The sequence below is a fragment of the Nocardia sp. CA-120079 genome (assembly GCF_050955745.1).
Lineage (GTDB): Bacteria > Actinomycetota > Actinomycetes > Mycobacteriales > Mycobacteriaceae > Nocardia.
Map to the genome: position 1 here is coordinate 7,523,279 of NZ_CP192088.1, position 22,347 is coordinate 7,545,625.

Sequence of the window (22,347 nt, forward strand, 5' to 3'; positions counted from 1 at the left end):
AGCCCTTTCAACACTGCGGTAAACGCCCGGGTAACTCCATCGGGATCGGTCCATCCGGTCATCAGCTCCGGCAGCAGCAGCTCCGCCTGCAATGCCCGGGGCTGCGACTGAGCCTTCAGACGTGCCTGCACTCGTACCGTGCCATTACCCATCTCGACGTCCAGCAGCCGGGCGCCGTCGGCATCGCGCACCTGAACGCGATGCCCGGGACCGATAAATTCCACCGGCCATAGCCGAGAACCGTTGTGCTTCAACGCTTTTCCGAGCACCGCAGTGACCGCGGCCCGGTTGTCGGCGCCGAGATCCGGCATTCGGGCGAGCGCTTCGGCGATCTGGGTTTCCGGTGACTTCGGCTCCGGAACCACAGGACGGATCTGTGTGTCGAGCTGCCGGGCTTGCGCCTCCCGCTCGCGCAGCAATTCGACGGCCCGCACGATCGGATCCACGGCCAGGAACCGCTCACACAGTGCGGCCATCCGCTCGACGCGATCCTCCGGCGAGTTCGACAACTGCTGTTGCCGCTGGGCCTGGCCCAGCAGGTTGAAGGCCTGGTCCGCAGTGACCTGAGTAGGTTCGATACTCAGGAATCGGGCCAATTCGTTTTTCGCCTGATCGCGCTCCTGAGTCAGGTCACCCACCAACGGTGTGCCCGGCCGCACTTGTGCCGGATCCAGCGAGCGCTCGAAGGCTAGGAGATCGCAGGTGGCCCGCTGGCGGTCGGCCTCCTCGTAGGCACGGACCGCAGCGTCGAGTGCAGCGGCGCGGGAGGCCCATCGGTGATACGCGTCGATCGATGCGACCAAGGCACGGGTCCGCGGATCGGTGGCCCGCCGAAGCAGTTCCAGTTCACCGGAAGCCGGTCCCAATTCGGCCAGCTTCTCATCTGCCAGCATCGCCAATTCGGCGCGCGCCTTATCGCGATGCTCCAGCGCCGCACGCAATTCCGGGACCAGCGCAGTCAATTGCCCCTCGACGTCGAGCTCAGTCCAGGGCTCGAGGTAGGAATCAGGGTGTCCGCCTTGTGCATCCAAGGTTGTTCGGCCAACCGCTGCGGCATCGACCCGATCATGCCCACCAGCATCGCGCCAGGCCGAACGATAGAACTCGGCATAGCTCATTCCGGCAAGTCGTGGCCCGACCTGATGCAGAAGCGGTAGTACCGCGGCAACACCGGCCTGCCGGGCGAGTTCGAGTTCGGCTACCGACGCCGGGCGCCCGCGCGCAGCCGCATCGAGGGCACGGCGGAATGCCTGCGAAAAGGCGAGTTCCAGCGTATCCGGTGGTTCCGTGTCGTGGCCGACCTCCCGCAGTTGCAGCATCGCCTCGGCTCGCGCCGCCTGCGCTATCGCTTCCTCCTCGAGGCGAGCGGCCACATATCTCTCACGATCCGGATCCATCACATCGCGAATGGCACTGCCGGCGGGGCGATTGCGCTCGTGATGGACATGCACCGCGGCCGCGACCATGGCGGCGGCAAGTTCGGCATCGGAGGCGCCGACATCGAGCACCAGAACCTTCCGGGCCGGGTACAACCTGTCGTCGGCATTCGCCTCCAAAAGTATGTGGATGCCACTGCTCAGCAATTGGTCTGCCCACTGCCCGATTTCGGTCTCGCGCAATATCTGTCGGACCCGGCGTATACGGCGAGCTGACGCCTGTTCGGCCAAGTCCAGCCAGGAAACCTCGGGCAATTCAGGCTGCGGGCGTGGTTCCGGATTCCGGATCAGCTCCACCTGCACCACGGCATCCACATCGCTGCGGGCCGAGCGGTACTCACAGCTCAGACCGGACAAATCCGGAAGTTCAGCCTGCGCGGCAATCGCGTTGTCGCGCAGGCGAAGATGATCGGCCTCATCGGCCACAACGACCAGGCGTGGCCGATCGCCGCCGATCACCGCGACATGATCGGTCAGCAGCATGCCGGGCTCGTGCTGGAGCACCACGTTCAGCACGTCACGCGCGACCGCCGCATCGACCGCGGCGTGGGTCACGGCCGCGTCCCGCGCCGCTACATACCGCCATGCGACCAGGTCGCGCAGCAGCAGATCAGAATGTTCCCGCCGGCGAGTATCGGCAGGCGACGTGCCGGTGGGCTGGACAGTACGATGCCGCTCGATCGCGCGCTCCACGATTGCGAGATCCCGGTCGGCGGCAGTTCTGGCCAGCACCAATCGCCGGATCTCTGCCGCTTTCTCCGGTGTGCTCGGAGTGTGTAGGTTCACCCGATCGACTTCGGCCCGGCTACTGTGCCATTGCGCCTCGGCCCTTGCCACATAGTCTGCGGGTGTCCCGTCCGCTTCGGGCATGGCCAGGAATTTTGTCAGGGCCCTGACACCGGCCCGATAGCCGACAGCCTCGAGTTGCGACTCGGTGAGGTTCGGAGAAATCTTCCGCGCAACCGCAACAGCGGCATCGTAGGCGTTGGTGAAGACCGGGTAACTTCTCCGAGGACTGACCTCGTAGCCGCGCGCGATCATCGCCTTGATAAACAAGGACTGTGTGGCGAAAGCCTTTGCTTCGTGGTGCAAAACAGCATCGACATATTCATCGAGCGACATCGTGAAGCGGTTCACGAGACTGCCTGCAAGGAAATCCACGGCGTGCTGATTTTCGTGAATCAAGTCAATCGCCTGGGAAAGGAAATCACGACCCGATGCCAGGATGTACCTCGTTAGATCTTTGGATCTGAATTCACCGTTCGCGTCCAGCAGATGCCGCACATGACGAGTCTTGACGGTGGGCACCAACCATGCCGTCCATTCCGGCCCGGCCTCAGCCACCATCGCCACTACCTGATCGGCAATGGGGTCCTGCGACAAACCGACCGCGAATTCGAGATCGGCGGCATCAACCTGCGTCCCAGGCAAATCCAGCGGATTCCCCGCACGATCGAACCCGACCGCCCACACCCCCTGCAAATCCGCCAACGCCCCCGCACCCATCACATCCTCGAACCGACCGAACACCCCCTTACCCGGATCCTCGATATGAATCTCACCGTTGCACACCACCAACCGGAACGCATGCCCGGCCACACCATGTTCATCGGCCTTGTCGAAACCGTCGAACACCAACACCGACGCGCCCTCACGCACCGACTCCGGCAGACCCAGCAACGCGTCCACAACACCCCGATGCGGACGAACCGGATCAACCTCGAACCGCCGAACACGCGTCGGATCCGCCCCCGCGATACGCACGATGTCGTTCACCACCATGCCGCCCAGACCGAGCTCCTCCGCACTCGGAATCTGATTCGGGTCAACCCAATCCAGCAATTCCAATACCAGCCGTCCACACTGGTTGCCGATGTGGGCGGCCTCCCGCGCACCGGTCGAATCCTCCGGTGCGGCATGAGCAACCACACCATCATCGATCGGAACCGGCGGCAGCTTCGGTGGCTGTGCCACCGACCAGAGTTGAGCATCCTTGTGCCCCAATGCTTTTCCGAGTACTGCCACAGCGCCACGCAGATCTGTGAGCCGAGCGGCGGCGGGGTCGGTCTCGACATCGGAATCCGGTTCGATCCCCTTCGCGTCGGTCCACACCCGTTCGTAGATCTCGGCGTAGGTTCCGCCTGCCACCCGAGGTCCGACGCGTTCCAGCAATGGCCGCACTGCTGCAACGCCGGCCTGCCAAGCAAGTCCGATGTCGGCCGCCGATGAAGGACCGGGCTCCACTCCATCGAGAACCTGCTGATAAGCCGCCGTATAGGTCAGTTCCAGCAGATCGGGAGGCGCTACATCCGGCGATTGAGTGACGGGACTGTCTCGCCACCGCTCCCGCAATTGCCGCAGCGCTTCCGCGCGGCCGGCCTGCGCCTCGGCTTCCTCCGCGAGTCGGCGCGCCACCCACTCGCCCGAGTCGTCGGAGGTCATCAATTCCCGCACCGCGGTATGGCTGCGATCCTGTTGCTGCCGGACGTGGAAAGCGCCCGCGACCATGGCGGCGGCCAGTTCGGCATCGGAGCCACCGGCGTCGAGCATCAGGATTCCGGGTCCCGGATATAACCGATCATCGGAATACGCATCCAATAACACATGAATACCGTTGTCGATCAACAACTTATCGGCCCATCGACCGATCTCGGTCGACCGCGACAACTGCCGCGCCCGACTGATGCGTGTGGCGGAAGCTTGCCCGGCCGAATCCAGCCACTGCACCTCGGGCACGTGTGGTTCCGGCTGGGGTTCCGGATTCTCGATCCGGTCCACCGTCACCATTCCATTCGAGTTGCTGTCGGCGGACAGGTACTCGAAGGCCAGATCGGCCAATTCGGGATGGGTGTCGATCACGGCATCCCGCAGCCGCGCATGATCGCCCGTACCGGTCACTACCACCAGGCGAGGCCGGTCACCATCGATCACCGCAACGTGATCGGTGAACGACCTCCCGGACTCACGCTCTACCAACGCGTGCAATACATCACGCGCAACCAGCGCATCGACTTCGCCTTGGCGAGCAATCACATCTCGTGCCGCCGCCGACCACGCTGCCTCCACGTCACGACGCTGTAGCGCGGCATGTTCACGGCGACGGGTTTCGGCGGGTGACCCCGGCCCGGATGAGAGGGAGCGCTGCCGCGCGATTTCCCGGTCGAGGACGCGATCCATCAGGGCCAGATCCCGCTCGGCAATGGTTCGCGCCAACGCGGACCGCCGGATTTCCGCGGCACTGTCCTGCGAGTACGGCGAGTGCAGGGTCACCTGTCCGGCGGATTTCCGGGCCTCCATCCAATCGCGGCGGGCGCTCAGCACGTAGGCCCCCTGCTTGAAGAGCCTCTTACTCGACGCCATAGACGCTTCGAACTCGTCCGGGGATGCGACGAATTCGGCGAATCGGTCCGGGCGCACGACATAGATATCGAACTTTTCGGGTGAGGCGAGATACACCTCCAGAGCACGAACACCGGCTCGATAGCCGAGGAACGCCTGCTGCGACTCGGGGAGATCGGCATGAGTTTTCAGTGCCGCCTCGACAGCCGCACAGTGTGCCTCGGCGTAGATGACGCGGTGGCGATCGTGAATGTCGTCGAGGACGTAACCACGGGTCCGCAATGCGATGGAGAACAGTGCCTCACGAGCGAAAGCCCTTGCCTCGCGACGCAATACCGCGCGGATGTACTGGTTGAGCGGCATAGTACGCGGGTCCGCCCGAGGGCTGTCGATGAAGTCCGCGGCATGCTCGTTCTCGTGGACCAGGACCTTTCCCCGGGTCAGGAGATCCACGCCGGATACCGGGAAGAGATGCGCCAGCTCGGCGGATTCGAAGTTCCCGATCGCGCCCGGCGTCAGTGTGGACACATGCCGAACCTCCACGGCCGGTAGCAACCGCGCCAGCCACTCCGGCCCGGCCTCGGCCACCACCGCCAACACCTGATCGCCGATCAAGTCTTGAGACCAACCGACCCGGAACTCGAGATCGGCGGCATCGGCCTGCGTCCCAGGCAAATCCAACGGATTCCCCGCACGATCGAACCCGACCGCCCACACCCCCCGCAAATCCGCCAACGCCCCCGCACCCATCACATCCTCGAACCGGCCGAACAGCCCCCTCCCCGGATCCTCGATATGAATCTCACCGTTGCGCACCACCAACCGGAACGCATGCCCGGCCACACCATGCTCATCGGCCTTGTCGAAACCGTCGAACACCAACACCGACGCGCCCTCACGCACCGACTCCGGCAGACCCAGCAACGCGTCCACAACACCCCGATGCGGACGAACCGGATCAACCTCGAACCGCCGAACACGCGTCGGATCCGCCCCCGCGATACGCACAATGTCGTTCACCACCATGCCCCCCAGACCGAGCTCCTCCGCACTCGGAATCAGTTCCGGAGCAACCCAATCCAGCAATTCCAATACCAGCCGTCCACACTGGTTGCCGATGTGGGCGGCCTCCCGCGCGCCCGTCGAACCCTCCGGCTCAACATGGCCAACCACACCGTCATCAACGGGAACCGCCTGCCGCACTGCGGCGCTCATCGGCTTCGGCGCCGGCGCCGGATCAGCCATCGGAACCTGCTGGGGCGCAACCGCGTCCCCAACCGATCGATCCGACTCGACCCAATCAGACCGATGTAGCTCGAACCAGACCCGTTTCTGCCAGCCCTCCTCGTAGTACCGCAGCAGATCGACGCCCGACCGCATCCATGGCCCGTCGACCGCTTCGACTCGGCCCGGGACGGGAGGTAGATCGACCTCGGTATCAAAAACGGCCTTCTCGTCGAAGACGGTGACCCGCAACAGATCACCGGTCGTCTCCACCTCGACTTGCACATCGCCGGAGGTATGCACCAGTGCGTTGTCCAGCAGGGTGCCGAGTATGCCCGCGGTGTGCTCGATCTTCACCTCGGACCAGCCGGGTAGCTGGTGTGCCAACCAGGACACCGCGGCTGCCTTCGCCTGGGGATCGGCCTCGGTGTCCCGGACGCGCACAACATGCTGCGCGCGTCGCGTTGATCCATCCGTCGCGAATACGGTCGCGGCGGGCTCCGACGCCGTCTGGTTCGAGGCCGGCGATGTTTCGCCGGCCTCGAACCACACGGCGCCCGATGCTGTCATCCACGCAGTCAGCCGTTCCCGCAGATCACGCACTATTACCGCGACCCGATCCGGCTCCGCGCCGAGATCGACATCGCGAAGCTCCACCGTCGCAACGCCATCCACCCGCCGCATCACCACGGTGACCCGGCCGGGTTTCCCGCGCACCGGGTCGAGCTTCAATACCGCTTCGATGCCGTCGCCGGAGGACTCCATCCCGACGAGGTCCACGGAGAAGCCGACGCCGTAGCCGACGAGCAACCGCGCGATATCGCGGCCACGCCCCGCGAGGACCTCGTCGAACGTCACCGCGCCGAACTCGTTGCGCCACAGCGAACCCGGCGGGGTGAAGTCCTCGGGATCGAAGTCGACCGTATCGAGATCGATTCCTGCCTCGGCCAGATCGAACAACAGAGTTGCGGCGTTCTTCGGGTCGGCGCTCACGTTCGCGAACAGCCCGCCGCCCAATGGTTCGAGCTTGGTAAGCCGGCCCTCGACGAACCATGCGGTCCCGACGCCCGCGATGCCCGGTCCGTTTCCGTTCTCCAAGTAGTTGACGTACGCGTCGTAGTGCAACAATTCGCCGCTGTAGTAGTCCTGCGGTCTCGACCCGAGGATCAGCGGATCACCGGACTGGTCGGCAGTGCTGTGGGGGTTCCTGTCCGGCCCGAGGAACACCGTGCCACGCCGACCGTCGGGAAATTCCCAGTCGCGGACAACGTGAAGCTGGAACACCGCCGCGCCCGACCGGGGCTCGGTCGCAGAATAAGCGGGAAGCATGGTGTCGTACTCGGGCGGTGAGATTCCGCCGCGCAGGGTCGGCTCAGCGCCGGTCGGCTGCGTGTCGGCACCGGGCGACTGCGCTGCCTCTGCCGCATCGGCGGCGCATCGAATGAACCAGGGCCGGATCTCGTGCTCATCACCCAACCGGCCGATCTCCGCGCGCGCACGCCGCACAGCCGCTGCAGTGATCGACTCGGCCACTTCCCGGTCGGCGACCCTCGCCATCACCGTCAGGAACATCGCCTGTGCATAGCGATCGGACAACCAGCCGAAGGCCTCGACATCACCGGCCTGGGCGGCCCGCACCCATGCTCGCACATCCGTACTCGCGTGCCGCTCGACAAAATCCGGATCGAGTTTCCGCACCAGCGCATGCGCAGCCGCACGCAGTTGGTTGTGCACGGCATCGTGGCCGACTACCCGACGGGTTGCGATCTTCTGTTCACTCATGGGCGGGTCGCCGAAGAACAGGTCGAAATCGGCCTTTTGGGTTTCCGGGAGCCCAGGCACATGTGGCGCCAACATCTCCGGGTCGGAGAGCTGCAATTTCTGGATCAGCTCCCAGGCCGCGGAATTGGTGAGCAGCACCCCGCCGGACAGCAGGCTGTGCACATCGTTGGCCAACCTGGTTCGATATGTCTTGATTACATTCTCGTCGCGCTCCAGCCTGCGCGCGACCTCCGACACTTCCAGCTTCTGCCGGAACAGAAGTTCGGCGATTTTCCGGTCTCCCACAGGCAGATTCGGAATGCACCGCGCCACATCGTCCGGGTGCGCAGCGCGCGCGGCCCGCAATGATTGTCCACGCCGCACACCGTCGCTCACCGACCGAACCGGCAGCAGCGCTGTGTCGATCTCGACACCGTCGCAGAGCACCACGCCGGAACGCCCCGGACTCCAACCCATCCGGGCACCGATCTCCCGAATCCGCTGCGCGGTTCGCGCATTCGCGTACTTCTTGCTGTTCTCTTCGTTCAGTACGCCTCGAGCAGTGCGCACGGAGACGCCTGCTTCCCGAGCTACATCCTCCTCCCCGACATACCGCAACACCCCGTCTCGCCCATACTGCTCCCGCAGCTCGGCAGGCAAACGCTCGGCCAGAAACCGGCCGATCTCGCTCAGCCGCCATCGAACCGTGGATTTGTGGAAGCCCAGCTCCTCCGCAATCGTGGTGAAGGACTTGCGTTCCTCGAAGTAGAGCTTGAAATGCTCTCGCTGCGATTGGTCGAGCATCACCAAGTGGGGCTGCAGCAACTCCTTGCGATGATCGAATACCGCGACGACAAGCCGCAGAGTCGCGAAGTCTGAACGGGCGGGCGGCTCCGCCGCAAGCACCTCCGGATCCGCCGAGGCTGTCCCACCGGTGAGCGATACCTCCACATCCCCCTCGACCACACCGAGTTCATTTGCCAGTCGCCGCAGAATCTTCCGCACCATTTTCCGTACGTCGCGTACCGAGATACCCAAGCTCCGGGCAATAACGTCGATCTGCACGCCGGCGCCCATGAACAACAACGTGAGAACCCCGCGCTCACGCTCTGTGAGCACCTCCAGAGCAGCGTCGAAATCATGGTCACTGGCCACGGTCAATATCTGTCGCCACACACCCGACGCCTCAGCGGCCACTGCACGCCGGAAACGCGCGTACTGCGCGACCTCGAGCGGATTCAACGACACGACATCATCGGCAATCGAGTCGATCCATGCGTGGACGTCGTCGAGTCCGGCGATCTCGCTGATGCTCAGGCCCACCCGCCGGAATACCTCATCGACCAGCACGGCGGCGTTCCTTCGGTCCCCCACCACGGCCATCCGCTGCGCCACCGCGGACTCATGCCGCGCACGCAAGCGATCAACCGTCACCCCCGAACCCGGACCACGTACCCCAGCATCATCCGATCGACCCGAAACAGGCTGCCCACCAACGAAATTCCGACCGAGACCCCGATCCAGCGGCGCACCGCCGACTTCTGGAGCGTTCGCATCGCCGTCGCCACGGTCCTGGGCCGCACCCAGGTTCCCGGCCGGACCACGTCCAGCCTGAACCTCCGCTCTCTCGAACTCATCGATCGCCTTGCCCTCGGCATCCAGGCCCGCCACATGGATTTTCGCGGAGCCGATCCAGCCGGAGTCCACCCAGCGCCGTACTGCCCGACCACGCAGCAAACCTCCGGCGGCATTGTCGAAGACAACCGCCTCACCGGGCACGACATCGTTTTCGCCACGCAGCTCGGGAGGCAAGGCGTTCAGCTTCTCGGCGAAAGCCTCGTCGACCCGGGCGACTGCGAATGCGTGACCGAGTCCGTTACCCGCAGGGTCGATACCACCTACCAGAACACCACCGTGCAGACGAACATGCTCGACCATGGCGGCCAAACCATCTGTGCCCGTGCCGAAATGCTGTTCGCCCCAACCGATATTCATGCCCTCGACAAGCTCGACCTTGCCGATACCCGCCAGCGCGATCGCCTCGTCGTTCACATCCTTCGGACGCATCAGCGCACCCGCATCCCCCGGCGCGGCATCGCGAACGAAACACTGCACCAACGGACCACAGTTGAACGGCCCGGCTTCGGTTTCGCCCGGCTCATGCCCAATGTCGGCCAACCACCGGCCGAAACGGTCACCGTCCGACTGCGGTACGGCTGATGCCTCGGTAAGAGCGTCCTGGCTTGCCGCCGGTGTGGTCTCGGTGCCGTCTGCAACCGCCGGCTCGGCGGGCAGCAGCGGCGCCAGCTTCAGCACGGTGCGGTACTGCAAGGCAGTGAATGCCACCGCGTCCAGTCCGAGTACCGCCGCCGCTTCATCCGGTTCCAAACCCAGCTTGAACCGCTTCTCGAGGTACTCCAACTGCCGTGGTGGCAGCTCTCGCCGAGCGAGCCGCCAAATCCGCTTCCAGTTCGTCTCCCAGGCTTTTTCGAGCGCGGCCAACGCTTTTCGCGATTGCGGAACCGGCCTCGCCGGACGAGTCTCTGTGCCGGCATCGACTATCTCGGCTGCTTCGCCGGCGGCGCTTTCGTCCCGGGACAGCACCGCCGCCACGCGACCGACAGCACGTTTCTGTAGCGATTGAATATCCATGCCCGCGGGCAACCGCAGCGCGATCTGCCACAGCTCCAGCTTTTCGGACCCGTACCTCAGCGTCATGAACTGCTTCTGGTAGTCGGACCTGAGCCTTTCGACGGCACTCCACACCGCCTGTACCGACTCCTCGTCACCGGCCAGCGCCTCAGCGACTGCATCCAATGCCGGACTACTCGGCGCCGCAGGCGGCGTGCCGCCGGTGAGTGCCTCCGCCACCAAGCGAACAGCGCGCTTGTATACCGAGGGGAGATCGTCGACCTCGGGCATCAGGGGCGCGATCTGGGGCATCGTGGGTTCGGTCTGCCCCGGCTCCAGCACGAACTGCCCCGGCTCCGGAGCGAACTTCAGCTTCAACAGACGCTTCTGGTTCTCGGAATTCAATTCACCGACGGCCTGCCAGAACGCCGCAACCGACGCCGCATCACCACTCAGCGCGGCTCGGACCACGTCCATTGCCGGACCATCCGGACTCGCAGCCTCCTTGCCACCGCCGGTGAGCCTGTCCGCCACATCCTGCAGAGCGCGGTACTGCAGCGAAGTGACATCCCCGACCTCGGGCATCACAGCTGCGATCTGCGTCAGCGTGGGTTCTGTCTGTCCCGGCTTCAGATCGAACTGCCCCGGCTCCGGAGCGAACTTCAGCTTCAACAGACGCTTCTGGTTCTCGGAATTCAATTCGCCGACGGCCTGCCAGAACGCCGCGACCGACGCCGCGTCACCACGCAAAGCAGCACGGACCACATCCCCGGCAAGGCTGTCGTGTCCTGCGTGCTTCGAATCAGCATTACCGGCATCCAGGTCCGGCTCACCTTCGGCAAGCCTGTCTGCCACATGCCGTGCAGCGCGCGTCAGCAACGACCGGAGATCCTTGACCTCGGGCATCAGCGGCGCGATCTCCCTTAGCGTGGGTTCTGTCTGCCCCGGCTGAAGATCGAACTGCCCCGGCTCCGGAGCGAACTTCAAACGCAGCAGCCGTTTCTCGTTCTCCGCCGTCAACCGGTCGACCGCACTCCAGAACTCCCGCACCGACTCCGCGTCACCGCCGAGGGCAGTCCTGACAGCCTCCATCGGGGGACCGACGGGCCTCACGTAATTCTCACGGCCGGTGAGCATTGCCGCCACGTGATGAAGTGCACGAATCCGCAGCGCGCGGACATTCTTCGCCGTGACCAGCTGGTCGACGATGTCGTGACGGATGGGTTCCCGCTGGCCCGCGTAGGTCAGCTTCATCAACCGCTTCTGGTCCTCGGTTGGCAACCGATCGACCGCATTCCAGAACTCCCGCACCGACTCCGGATCGCCGGCCAGCGCTGCCTCGACCACTTCTTCAGCCGACTTGCCGATATACGTCTGCGATCGCAACGCGGCCAATACGCCGCCCGGAAACGGTTGTGCAGCAGCACTTTCGGCTTCCTCGCTGCGCTCCGCAGTCTGCTTCGACACCTTGCCCGAATCACGGCCGGCGTCACCACCGGAGCCCTTCCCGGTGACGTTGCCGACGCGGGGGCGACCTGACCGATCGGTATGCGCAGCCGGAGCCGCTTCCTGCTGTTCCCAGGTGGTCTCGAGCGGGCGGACCGGATCGCCGCCGCGGTCGAAGTTCCGGCCACGAACCCGGCCCTTCGGCGCCCCACGAGCAATGACCTCGGCACGATCACGACCTTCGACGAACACCTCGCCCGCGCCGGGCTGCTTCCCCACGACGATCCCGAGCACTCTGCCGACCCCGACGGCCCGCTCTGCCAACCACGCCCGGACTTCCGTTTCGCCGACCCAGCGCCGGACCTGCCCGCCGACCTTCTCGAACACCTCGACCTGGCCATCGGCACGCATCTTCACGGCGAACGCATGCCCACCCGCATCACCGAATTCCATGACACCGGCCACTGCCCGACGCTTACTCGGATCCTTGCGGGCCGCCGGATCATAAACAACCCGCAACACCTCGAGCAGCCCGCCGAGACCGGCACCGAAACCGTTGTCTTTCCACTCCCGTCCGACCCCACGCGCGATCGCTTCCTCCAATACCCCTTGCGCGTCGATCTCGGGGGAATCAGCCAGGCCCGGCCCACGGGCCACACCGATCTCGTCCTGGAAATCATTGATGAATCCGACCATCGCCGGCGCGCAATTGAACGGCCCATCCCGCAACACATCCGGGACCTCGAACACAGCCGTCTCACCAAAAACCGGCGGGCCCTCAACGCGAGGTTCGAGACCGGCCTGGCGCGACGGCTCCGCGTCCGGCAGCTGTCGCGGGGCAGTCGCCACCGCGACGGTTCGTGCCAAGGCCGCATCCAGTCGTCTATTCAGCTCGGCACGCACGTTGTTGAGACGGGCCAGCCCGGGATCCGCATCCAGTCGTCTACGTGCCTCGATATCATCGTCGTCGGCGAGATCGCTCTGAATCAAAACACCTTCGATCCCGATATCCAGATATTTCCCGGTCTCGAGCAGCGCACTCGCGAGGTCACCGAGCTTCTTGCGCTCAGCGTGTAACCGCGCCAACCTCTCTTCCGCCTGCCGCAACCGGATGACCGCGGCCGCCATCTCCCCAGCTGTCTCAGCGGACTGTGAACGACCCAGGGCGGCCAGCCGATGCGCCGAATTTCGTTGCTCCGCGTGCGCTTCCTCGAGCGCATTCTCCAGCTTGTCGAACACCTCGGCGCGGAACCCGGCGGCTTTGTTCTCATCGACGAATTCGGTAGCGTCGCGCAATATCACATCGAGTTCGACCAAATCTCGAATAGCGTCGAACACCGGGGAGCTGCCCAGCTCCGGCCCCAGCTGCTTCGCCATTTCGTCGACCCGGGCTGGCGTCAAATCCTGCGCGGTGACACCGTTGAGCAACCCAGCGACGAGTTTCGCCAGCGCAGCGCGGCGATCCCGCAACTGCTCCAACTGCTCATTGTCGAATTCGCCCGGGTGTACTCCGAATCGGGCACCATCACCAACGAGATACTCGCGCTCGTCGTCCAGTTCAGCTGTCGTTCGCAGCCGCAATGCGATGAGCTCCACACCCAACCCGAACCGTACGGCCGGCAAGCCATGCGATTCCGGCACCATGCTCGCCAGGGAATCGTCCAACCGGCGGGCAGCATCACGCAGCCGGTCGGCTTGTGCGTCGATCGCATCGATCGCGTTCTTCACCTCGCGCAGCCGCTCGAATTCCACCGCCAGCGGCTCCAATTCGAGCACACGCAGCAGATCGTCACCGAGCAACACCGCGACCTGCGCAACCACCGGAGCATCCAGATCCACACCAGGCAGCGCATCCGCGAGCTGCATACCCGCCATCGCGAACCGGTCACCCACAACCTGCTCGACCGCCGCATCCGGATGCAATTGCCCAGGCTCCCAACCACAGTCGGGAACACCGAGCACCTGCTGCGGCAACAGCGGCAGGTTGCGGGCCTCGCTCAATTCGGCGGCGAAACCGCCGAGCTCGGCGGCCTGGGCTGCCAGCGATCGGAACTGCTCGCCACGCTCACTGTCGGAATATGTCTCGAGCAGCAGCGCGTCCAACCGGTCGATCATCGTGATCCGAGCATGCAGACCATCGACTTGTGCGATCCGCCCGTACCGATCACGCAACGCCTGCTCGAGCTTTTCCCGCACTCCCGGCGGAAGGTGTTCCGGCAGCAGGGTGAGAGCCCGCTGCACCCCGGCGTCATCGGTCACCGTTCCGGCGGGCTGACTACTCTGTTCCTCCATTTCCCGATAGAAGTCGGACAGCTTCGTCTGCAATTTTTCCGGGGTCAGATCCTGCGTGCGATAACCGTGTTCGATCACCAGTTCGGCAAGTACCCGCTGCAGGCGCAGTTCGTCCGCGGATCGGATGGCAGCCAGGGCGGCCGGCAGCTGCGGGCCGGCCGGCTCGTCGCCGAACTCCGGCGGCAAGGGTGGTCCGTCGCCACCGTCGTCGCCGCGGCCGCGCCCACCCGACTCGGCGTTGCCCTGATCAGCACTGTCGATGTGTTCGGAGTCGTTGCGCTCGTGCGCATCCGGAGCGGATCCATTTCCGTCCGATGCATCCGATACATCGAGTCGATCCAGCTGCACGACAGTGCCGTAGCGGTCGATCACCACCAGCTCGCGCAGCCCCGCGATCGGCCGGTGGTTCAACTCCCGCGCCAGCTCCTGAACACCGGCACCGGCATCGACGAGGTCGACCACGATCCGATCGGCTTGCCGACCTGTGACCAGATGCTCGAGCCATGAGCGCAGCGTCCGGACACCGGATACCGGCGGCACGGCGTGTGCGAACTCCCGGCCGTCGAGGCGCAGGTCCCGGCCGCGCTCGACCCGGAAACCGGCCCGGTCCAACAGCTTTGCCGATGCACGCCGCGATCGGCTCCAAGTCTCGGTCGAACCGAGGATCGCCCCGGCAGATTCGGTGCGCATCCCGACCGCCAAGCCGCGGATACGTCCCCTCGGCGCCGCGCGAGCGATGATTTCGGCACGATCGCGACCTTCGACGAACAGCTTGCCCGAGCCCGGCGTCTTTTCGACGACAATCCCGAGTACTCGGCCGACCTTTCCGGACCATCGGGCGAGCCACGCCCGGACTTCGGCATCGCCGACCCAGCGCCGCGCTTTCCCGCCGACCATCTCGAAGACCTCGATCCGGCCGTCGGCACGCATCTTCACGGCGAACGCGTGTCCACCCGCATCACCGAATTCCATGACACCGGCCACTGCCCGGCGCTTACTCGGATCCTTGCGGGCCGCCGGATCGTCGACCAACCGCAGTACCGCGAGCAGTCCTTCGGTCCCGAGCCCGAACCCGTTCTCTTCCCACTCGAGGCCGATCCCGCGTGCGATCGCCTCCTCATAGACACCGTGCTGATCGATTTCCGGCGAATCGGCCAACCCCGGTCCGCGCGGCGCGCCGATCTCGTCCTGGAAGTCGTTGACGAAGCCGACCATCGCCGGCGCACAGTTGAACGGCCCACTCCGCAGCACATCCGGGAGTTCGAATGTGGCTGTCTCGCTGGCGACTTCGATGCCGCTCGCGGCGATCGCCGCCGGATCGGCTGCACCGACACCACGGTGCACACCATCGCTTCCGCCGATCTGCGGCGGCATCGATACCGGCGATTCCGGAATATCGGTGACATTCGACAGCGAAGTATGCCCGAAATGCTCCATCGCCTCCCGGATGCGCGTCAGCCTGGCCGGATCGGCTGGCTCGAGGCCTCGCAGGAAGCGGCGGACCAAGTTGGTGCCTACCTCGGCTCGCCGCGCGACATCCCGTACCTGGGCATTCGACAGACGCCGTGGCACCTGTCCGTCGGAATCGGCAGCTACCACGGAATCCGCTGTGGCCGTGGCCGATCCATGCCAACGGGCCGCGAGATAACGGTCGACGAGCTCAACCAGCTCGACCAGCTCGGGCGAACCCAGATCCTCGGCCATCCGCCGCAGCGCGGCCAACGGCTGTTCGGGATCTCCGAGCACAAATCCGCGGTCCAACTCCGGCACAGCCAGAATCCGGCACAACAGGCGGTCCAGGCGCTCGGTGTCGGCCGCTCCCTGTGCCTGGAACGACGACCTCAGCCTTTCGCGTGCGGCATGCGAGCGCCCCGCAGCCTTGACTATCGTCATCGTGCGCTCTGCGATCCTCGCGTCGGCTCGCACCTGCTCGCCCAGCCACGCCGCAACCTGCGCCGCGACATCATCGACGTCCCGGTTCTGCACCATGTGCTGCCACTGCCCAGCCGGCATCAGCCGCAGTTGCATCTGGATGATCTCCACCGCGTGCCGCAACATGCCCTGGGTGAGCACACCGCGCTGCAACCCCAGCCGTTGTGTCAGTTCATCGACCAGGATGGAGATCGCACCGTCGTCGGGCGCCGTGTCGCCGTCGGGTACCGGCCTTTCGACAGGTGAGCGAGCTCCAATCAGTCCCTCGGGACCACGGTCCGGCGTCGGCCGGTGGCCGGAGCCGCCCGGGATCGAATTCGATTGCGACCCTGAATCAGCCACGGCAACCGAGGTATTCAGCGCGGGTATGGCCACTGCGTCGCCGATTTGCCCGCTCGTTGGTGTCGGTTCGATCAGGACATTGCGCAGGAGAGCCAGTTCGGCCTCGGTCACGCCGAGGCTTCGCAAGAAGGCAGGGGCACCCCCTTGGTGGTCGAGGAACTCGAGGACCTTGCGGATAGCGACAGGTTCGGTGGCTCGCGCCCGACTACCCGGCAGTCCTCTCAGACGGTGGAGGTTCGCGTTCGTGAGGGCGTAATCGTGGACGATTGCCTCGGTCCGAACACCGACGGCAGCGAGCAGCAACGCGGTGAGAATTCCGGTGCGATCCCTTCCATGGATGCAGTGAATCAGGACCGCACGCCGCTCGGGATCAATAAGGTGTCGCACCGCCAGAACAATTGCCTGCGCACTGACTGTCGATGTCAAAGTCTGCAGGTAGAGTTTTGTGAAGTTATTTTTTCCGCGGGGTAATTTACCGTCGGTGCTGATAGGCAGATTGACACACTGGATCCCAGCCCCGGGCAGTAACCCATGACCTCCCTCCAATGATTGTTCGGGCGTTCGCAGGTCGAGCACCACGTCGACTCCGAGATTGCGCAATTTGCGCACATCGGACTCGGTGGCGTATTGCGGGGTGCTGGACCGGAAAAGCACCCCGAAGCGTGTACGCCTGCCATCGCCAGTTGGCAGTCCACCTATGTCACGCGCATTGGGGACCTGCTCCAGCGACAGCTGCCGCTCACCGAGACGCGTCCCCCATTCTCTGTCCCACTGGTCGGCGCGCTCGAGGACGGCATGCAGTATTTCCAGCGCCTCCCAGCGGTCCAGCGCTTGCCGGCCAAGCTTGCCCAGGTTGTCCGGCGCCAGATCCTCCGGCTCGACTCCGAGTCGCCGTGCCAGCTGGTTCCATTCGTCCTCCACCTCACGGCGACGGCGCACCAGCTCGTCCCGGTCCTGCCCGAGGCCCTCCAGCTCAGCCCGATTGCTCTCGGGATCAGTTTTCGCCTTCGAGGATGCGTTTGCACGGAACGGAAAAAGCGTGAGCCAACGCTGATCGCTGCTCAACCGACGTTGCTCGAACTCGCCGTCTTCACCGCGACGCATTTCCAGTTGAGCAATGTCGAACAGCCGCAATTTCACGCCGACGTCGTTCCATTTCGACCCGTCGGTGTCGACCGGCGATATCAACGACTCCGGATCGGGCCATGGGTACCCGAATTCACTTTCGTCGACTACAGAGATGTATCGGAGTTCGATATTCTCGGCCCGCTCCAGCGCGGTGGCAAACTCCGGGTCGACCAGCGCGGATTCGAGCGCGGCGGAGTAATCGAAATGCGCATCGGGATTGTGGACGCGCGGACCCAGCACCGTCACCACGGTTTTTTGGAGCTTCCCGTCCTCTCGGAGTTTCTTCTCACTGAAGCCGACAAATGGCGTCACAGCCTGCGCGTTGGCCGCCTCGAATATTTGCGGCCATGCACGGCGGCACGCCATGAGGTCACTTATTCGAGCGATGCGGGAATCGAAATCCGTCACTCGATTGACGAGCGACACGACATGCCCCGGCAACCGATGTGGCAGCGGGTCCGAATTGTTCGAGCCCAAAAATCGCGACCGGATCCCGAAACCGGCGGCCAATCGACACCACTCGTCGCGAGGGTCGCCGCGTTGCGCTACCGATTCGGCGCGAGCGGCCGACGAGATGTAGGGACGAGCGATCTGTTGATCCAGCTCATCGATGCGCCTGGTCAGCTCGAAGAGCGCTCGAAGATCGTCCAATTGTCCGGCCGCACCTACGTGGTCGGCAAGTACCTGCAGAACAACCCGCCACGGCGCATTGGCAGCGGCCGCATGCTGCTGTACGGACCCACCCCGGTTGCGGAGCCGGTCGATGAACGAGTCGAGAGATTCCTCGGGGAACGCTGTGCCCGTTTCATCGACCTGGATTTCGATAACCGGAATACCCTGTCGCTCCAGCGCTGCCCGCAACCGGGGGTCCATGGCGCGACCGTCTTCGCCGGTCCCCGTAAAGACCTCTATATATGGGACCGCGCCCATGAAGAGCCGCGCTTGCGGGCCCAGCGACTCCCCGCCCCGGGCTGTGGCCGCGTCCGCGAGAATCGTCCTCCACACCTGAGCACGTCGCCGTGCGACAGCGGACCGCACTTGCCGAACCAGACGGCGATACAACACCCGCTCTCCAGGGGTGGTACGTTCCTCGGGCAAGTTTTCCAGGATCGCGACGATATCGGCATTTTCGTCCAGCGATCCTCGTCGCATCGCCGCCAAGATTTCCGGAATGACGGCAGCACCGGCTTCAGCGTATGCCTCGAGCAATCCTTTTTGCAGTGCTTCCGAGCGAGCGAGCTCTTTGTCCTGAGCGAAACTGTACCCGGTGAACTGATCGCCCAACCATTTGTCGAATCCTAAGGCGCGAACCGCAAGTGGTTGTCTTCTGAATTCCTTCCGTAGCTCATCTATGGCCGCTTCTTGGTCCAGTCGCAGCAAAAAGAAGGTTTGTATGTTCCAGCCCTGGAAGTGGAAGGTGTGCATCAATTCGTGCATGAAGACCCAATACCAGGCGCGATCGGCCGAGCCGCGGTGAAAGTTCGCCTCCATATCGGCCTGAAAGCCGCGTTCGACATTTCGGGGATTCCGCATCCAGTGCGCGCCGAGCGTGATCGATCGGGGCCCCATGGTAGTGGCAAATGTCCCCTTCGGACGACCGTCCACCCGAATCACACTCGGGTCGATCTCACGGTGCAATCGATAGACATCACGGAACGCGGCGTCCACCTGCTGGATCGCGCGCGGATCGCTCCCGAAAGCGTCCAGACCGACAGTCAGGATGCCGAATTCTTCCAAGAGCGCCGCACCGACCGCTCGGGCGGCCTCAGCGGACGCCGTCGCTTCCTCGATTGGAATACGCGGGCTGTATGCGTCGCGGCGGTGCCATATTCTGGCCTGTTCAACCAGCAACAGATACAACACCCGCTGGCCATCCGTGAATCCGCCGACCTCGACTGCGGCGAACGACGACGACAGTGCCCAACTCGGCCCGAAGGCCTGCTCCGAATCCGTGACCTTCGGATTGAAACAATCCTCGTCGAAGTTTTCACGCAGCCAATCGCCGAACCTCAGCCGCTGTCCTTGACCGCTCTCGTCATAAAAACGCCGCAGCCGCTCCAACGCCAGTGGCGCGGCACGCCATTGACCGGCGATATCGAGGCACTCGGCGAGGGCACGAACCGTCTTGTCGTACACCACCCCCTCGGCCAGGGCCGGATCCGTTGCAAGCCGCTCGCTCAGTCCCACCGACTGCGTGTAGACCGATCCGGTAAATGCCGGCCCGGTGGTCTCGGGTAGCACGTACCCCGCCACTACGCGGACCTCCTGCTGCTGCGCTCCGATTGCGAACCCGCCGCGCACTTCGATCTCGCTGTGCGCCCAGCACATATCGACGATCGCCTGTGCGAACTCGCGAGCCGCCCTGTGCGTGATTGCCCGCAGCCCGAATCCGACAACGTCGAGGCCCAGCGTCGTGCTCAGCACGGTCTCGATCACGCGCGGGTCGTCGATGTTCTCTAATTCCTCGTTTGCGCCGTTCGAATCGTCGCCGAGCATCGCCGCCAGCGACGCGGCCTCGGACCCCTCCGGCAATTCCTGCAACCCGGTCCACGGTTCCAACGCAGTCCACGGTTCTGCGCCCGCGTCTGCGACAATCGCGTTCACCAGCTCGGCGATGGTTTCGCGTTGCAGCCGAAGGAATTCGGGTCCGCCGCGTCGCAGCCCCAGCCGCTGCGCCAGTTCACGCAACGATGTCCGTTCCCAGAGCCATCCCCGGACAAACTCTTGCTGCTGTTCGGTCAGACCCGCAACGGCGGACCACACCCGATTGCTGTCTGCATCACGCAGTGCCCGATATCTCGGATCATCGTCGAGCACATCGGGCCGGGCCGAACGCATCTCGGCGAGCAGGCTCGCCCGGAACCGGCCGAACCGCGCCTGCTCCTCCGGCCGAGCTGGTCCCTCTGTGGGGCCATCCGCATCGGAGGTGCCGCGCTCACCGGCATCGGGCTGCTGTGGTTCCTCCGGTTTGCTGAATCGCACATCGACTTCGGTGAATTCACCGTAGAACTGATCACCTTCGATCGAACCCGCACCGTCGTCGCCCTTGAGGGAGAGGATGCGAACTCGGGTGTAACCGTATTCACCTGCCACTATGCCCGTGAAAGTGCGTCGCGCCGCATCCTCAGGGGACAATCCCGCCTTCAGGAGCTTGTTGAAGGTTTCGAGGTTCGACCCCAGCCAGCCACGTACATTGTCGGGAGTCAGGTCCTGGGGACGAATCAACTCACCGGCTACGTTGTAGAAGTTCCAGTGCCCATGGATTTCCCGCACCGGACGGGGAAGAGAATCCATGAGATGCCGGAACATCTCCCGTCCTGATGGCGTACCGGGACCAGCTTCTATGGTGAGACGGAGAACACCGTCTTCAATTTCTGCAGTAACTCCGTAATCCTTTGTCCCATACCGGCGCTCGTAGTCCGCAGCGTCCAATTCGGGAAAATCGGTCCACCCACCACGGCGGTCGCCGTCGGATACTGGCGCTTCGACAGGAGGGCGGGAGCCGATCGGTCCCTCGGGACCACGGCCCGGCTTCGGCCGACGGTCAGGGCCGAGTCCATCCTTCGGCCGACCGCCCTCTCCGAAGATGATCCAGTTGATCTCGGTCGCACCGGCAGCCGCGGCCTCGGCGATCCAGGTGTCCACGTCGGCGCCGCGCACGATGCCGCCCACGGCATTGTCGAAAACGATGACTTCGCCGGGCTTCAGGTGCAGATGTGCGTTGCGGGCCGCGTATTCCGCGGTGACCTTGAATACCGCGAACGCGTGCGCGCCCTTGTCTGCGAAGTCCATCGTGCCGGCGATGGCACCGCCATGCGACCACACGTGTTCCACCACGGCTTTCAAGCCGTTCAGGCCGTAACCGGCCGGCGAATCCTCCCAGTTCGCACCGAGTCCGCGGGCAAAGGTAGAACCGGTCATCCCCTGCGCTGCAAGGTTTTTGGTTACCCTCGCGGGTTTGATGCGATCCCCCAAGGGGCCGAAGAAATCCTTGATCTCCGCTTGTACGAGCGCACCGCAAATCCGTTCGCCCTGGCGCTGATGGGCGCCGATCCGATCCCATTCCCAGGACACGACGCTGCCGTCGGCGGCGGTCGCCCGGCCACGGCCGTACCCGCCGGACACCTGGTAGCCGAGGTCACCGATGGCCTGCAGCACCCGCTCCCGGGTCCACAGGTCGACAGACTGGTTCGCCAGCACCCGTTCGACAGTCGTCGAGCTCGTTCCCGCACGCTCGGCGACATCAGCGATGGTGACCCGGCGGCGAGGGGTGCCGACGTCGAACCCGAGCCGCTCCCCTTCTGTTGCCAGCCGCCGCGCGGTATTCGCGGCCACCGGACGTCCGTGGTGGGCTCGGTGTGCTTGTGCCAGGCCGGTTCCGGCCGCGTCCGCCACCTCGGCCAGCCCGACCCGCATTCGCACGCCCGGACGTACCGGCCCCCGTTTGCGAGGCTGGTAACCGGTTTCGGCGATCGCTTCGGTCACCTTCTGCCGCGTTTCCTCGGACACCGGCAGACCGTTGATCACCCTGCTGACCGTGCTGGGGACAACTCCGGCCGCCCTTGCCACATCGTGAAGCGTCACGGGCCGGACTTTGTCCGCCGGCGCCGCATCGACAAGGTCGGCGATATCGGCGAGGGCACCGCCCAGATCCGAATACGCCTGCAGCACAACCCGTCTGTTCTCCATGGAGCCCTTGCGCTGCCCGAGAATCCGGTACACCGTGCTCTCGGACAATCCGGTCGCACGCGCGATCGCGGGGATCGACGGTCGAACCGCCGGACGCGAAGTCTGCTCGGTGTCGGTGTGTGATGCC

Annotated in this window: 1 protein-coding gene (running past both ends of the window); it reads right to left on the reverse strand. The window is 64.6% G+C overall.

This entire window lies inside a single protein-coding gene on the reverse strand: locus ACQPYR_RS34725, encoding a LacI family DNA-binding transcriptional regulator (RefSeq protein WP_433635445.1). The 118,200-nt coding sequence extends 25,711 nt beyond the window's left edge and 70,142 nt beyond its right edge, so the window shows coding positions 70,143–92,489 (codon 23,381, partial, through codon 30,830, partial); the first complete codon in reading order (the gene reads right to left) occupies positions 22,344–22,346. Both codon boundaries (start and stop) fall beyond the window edges.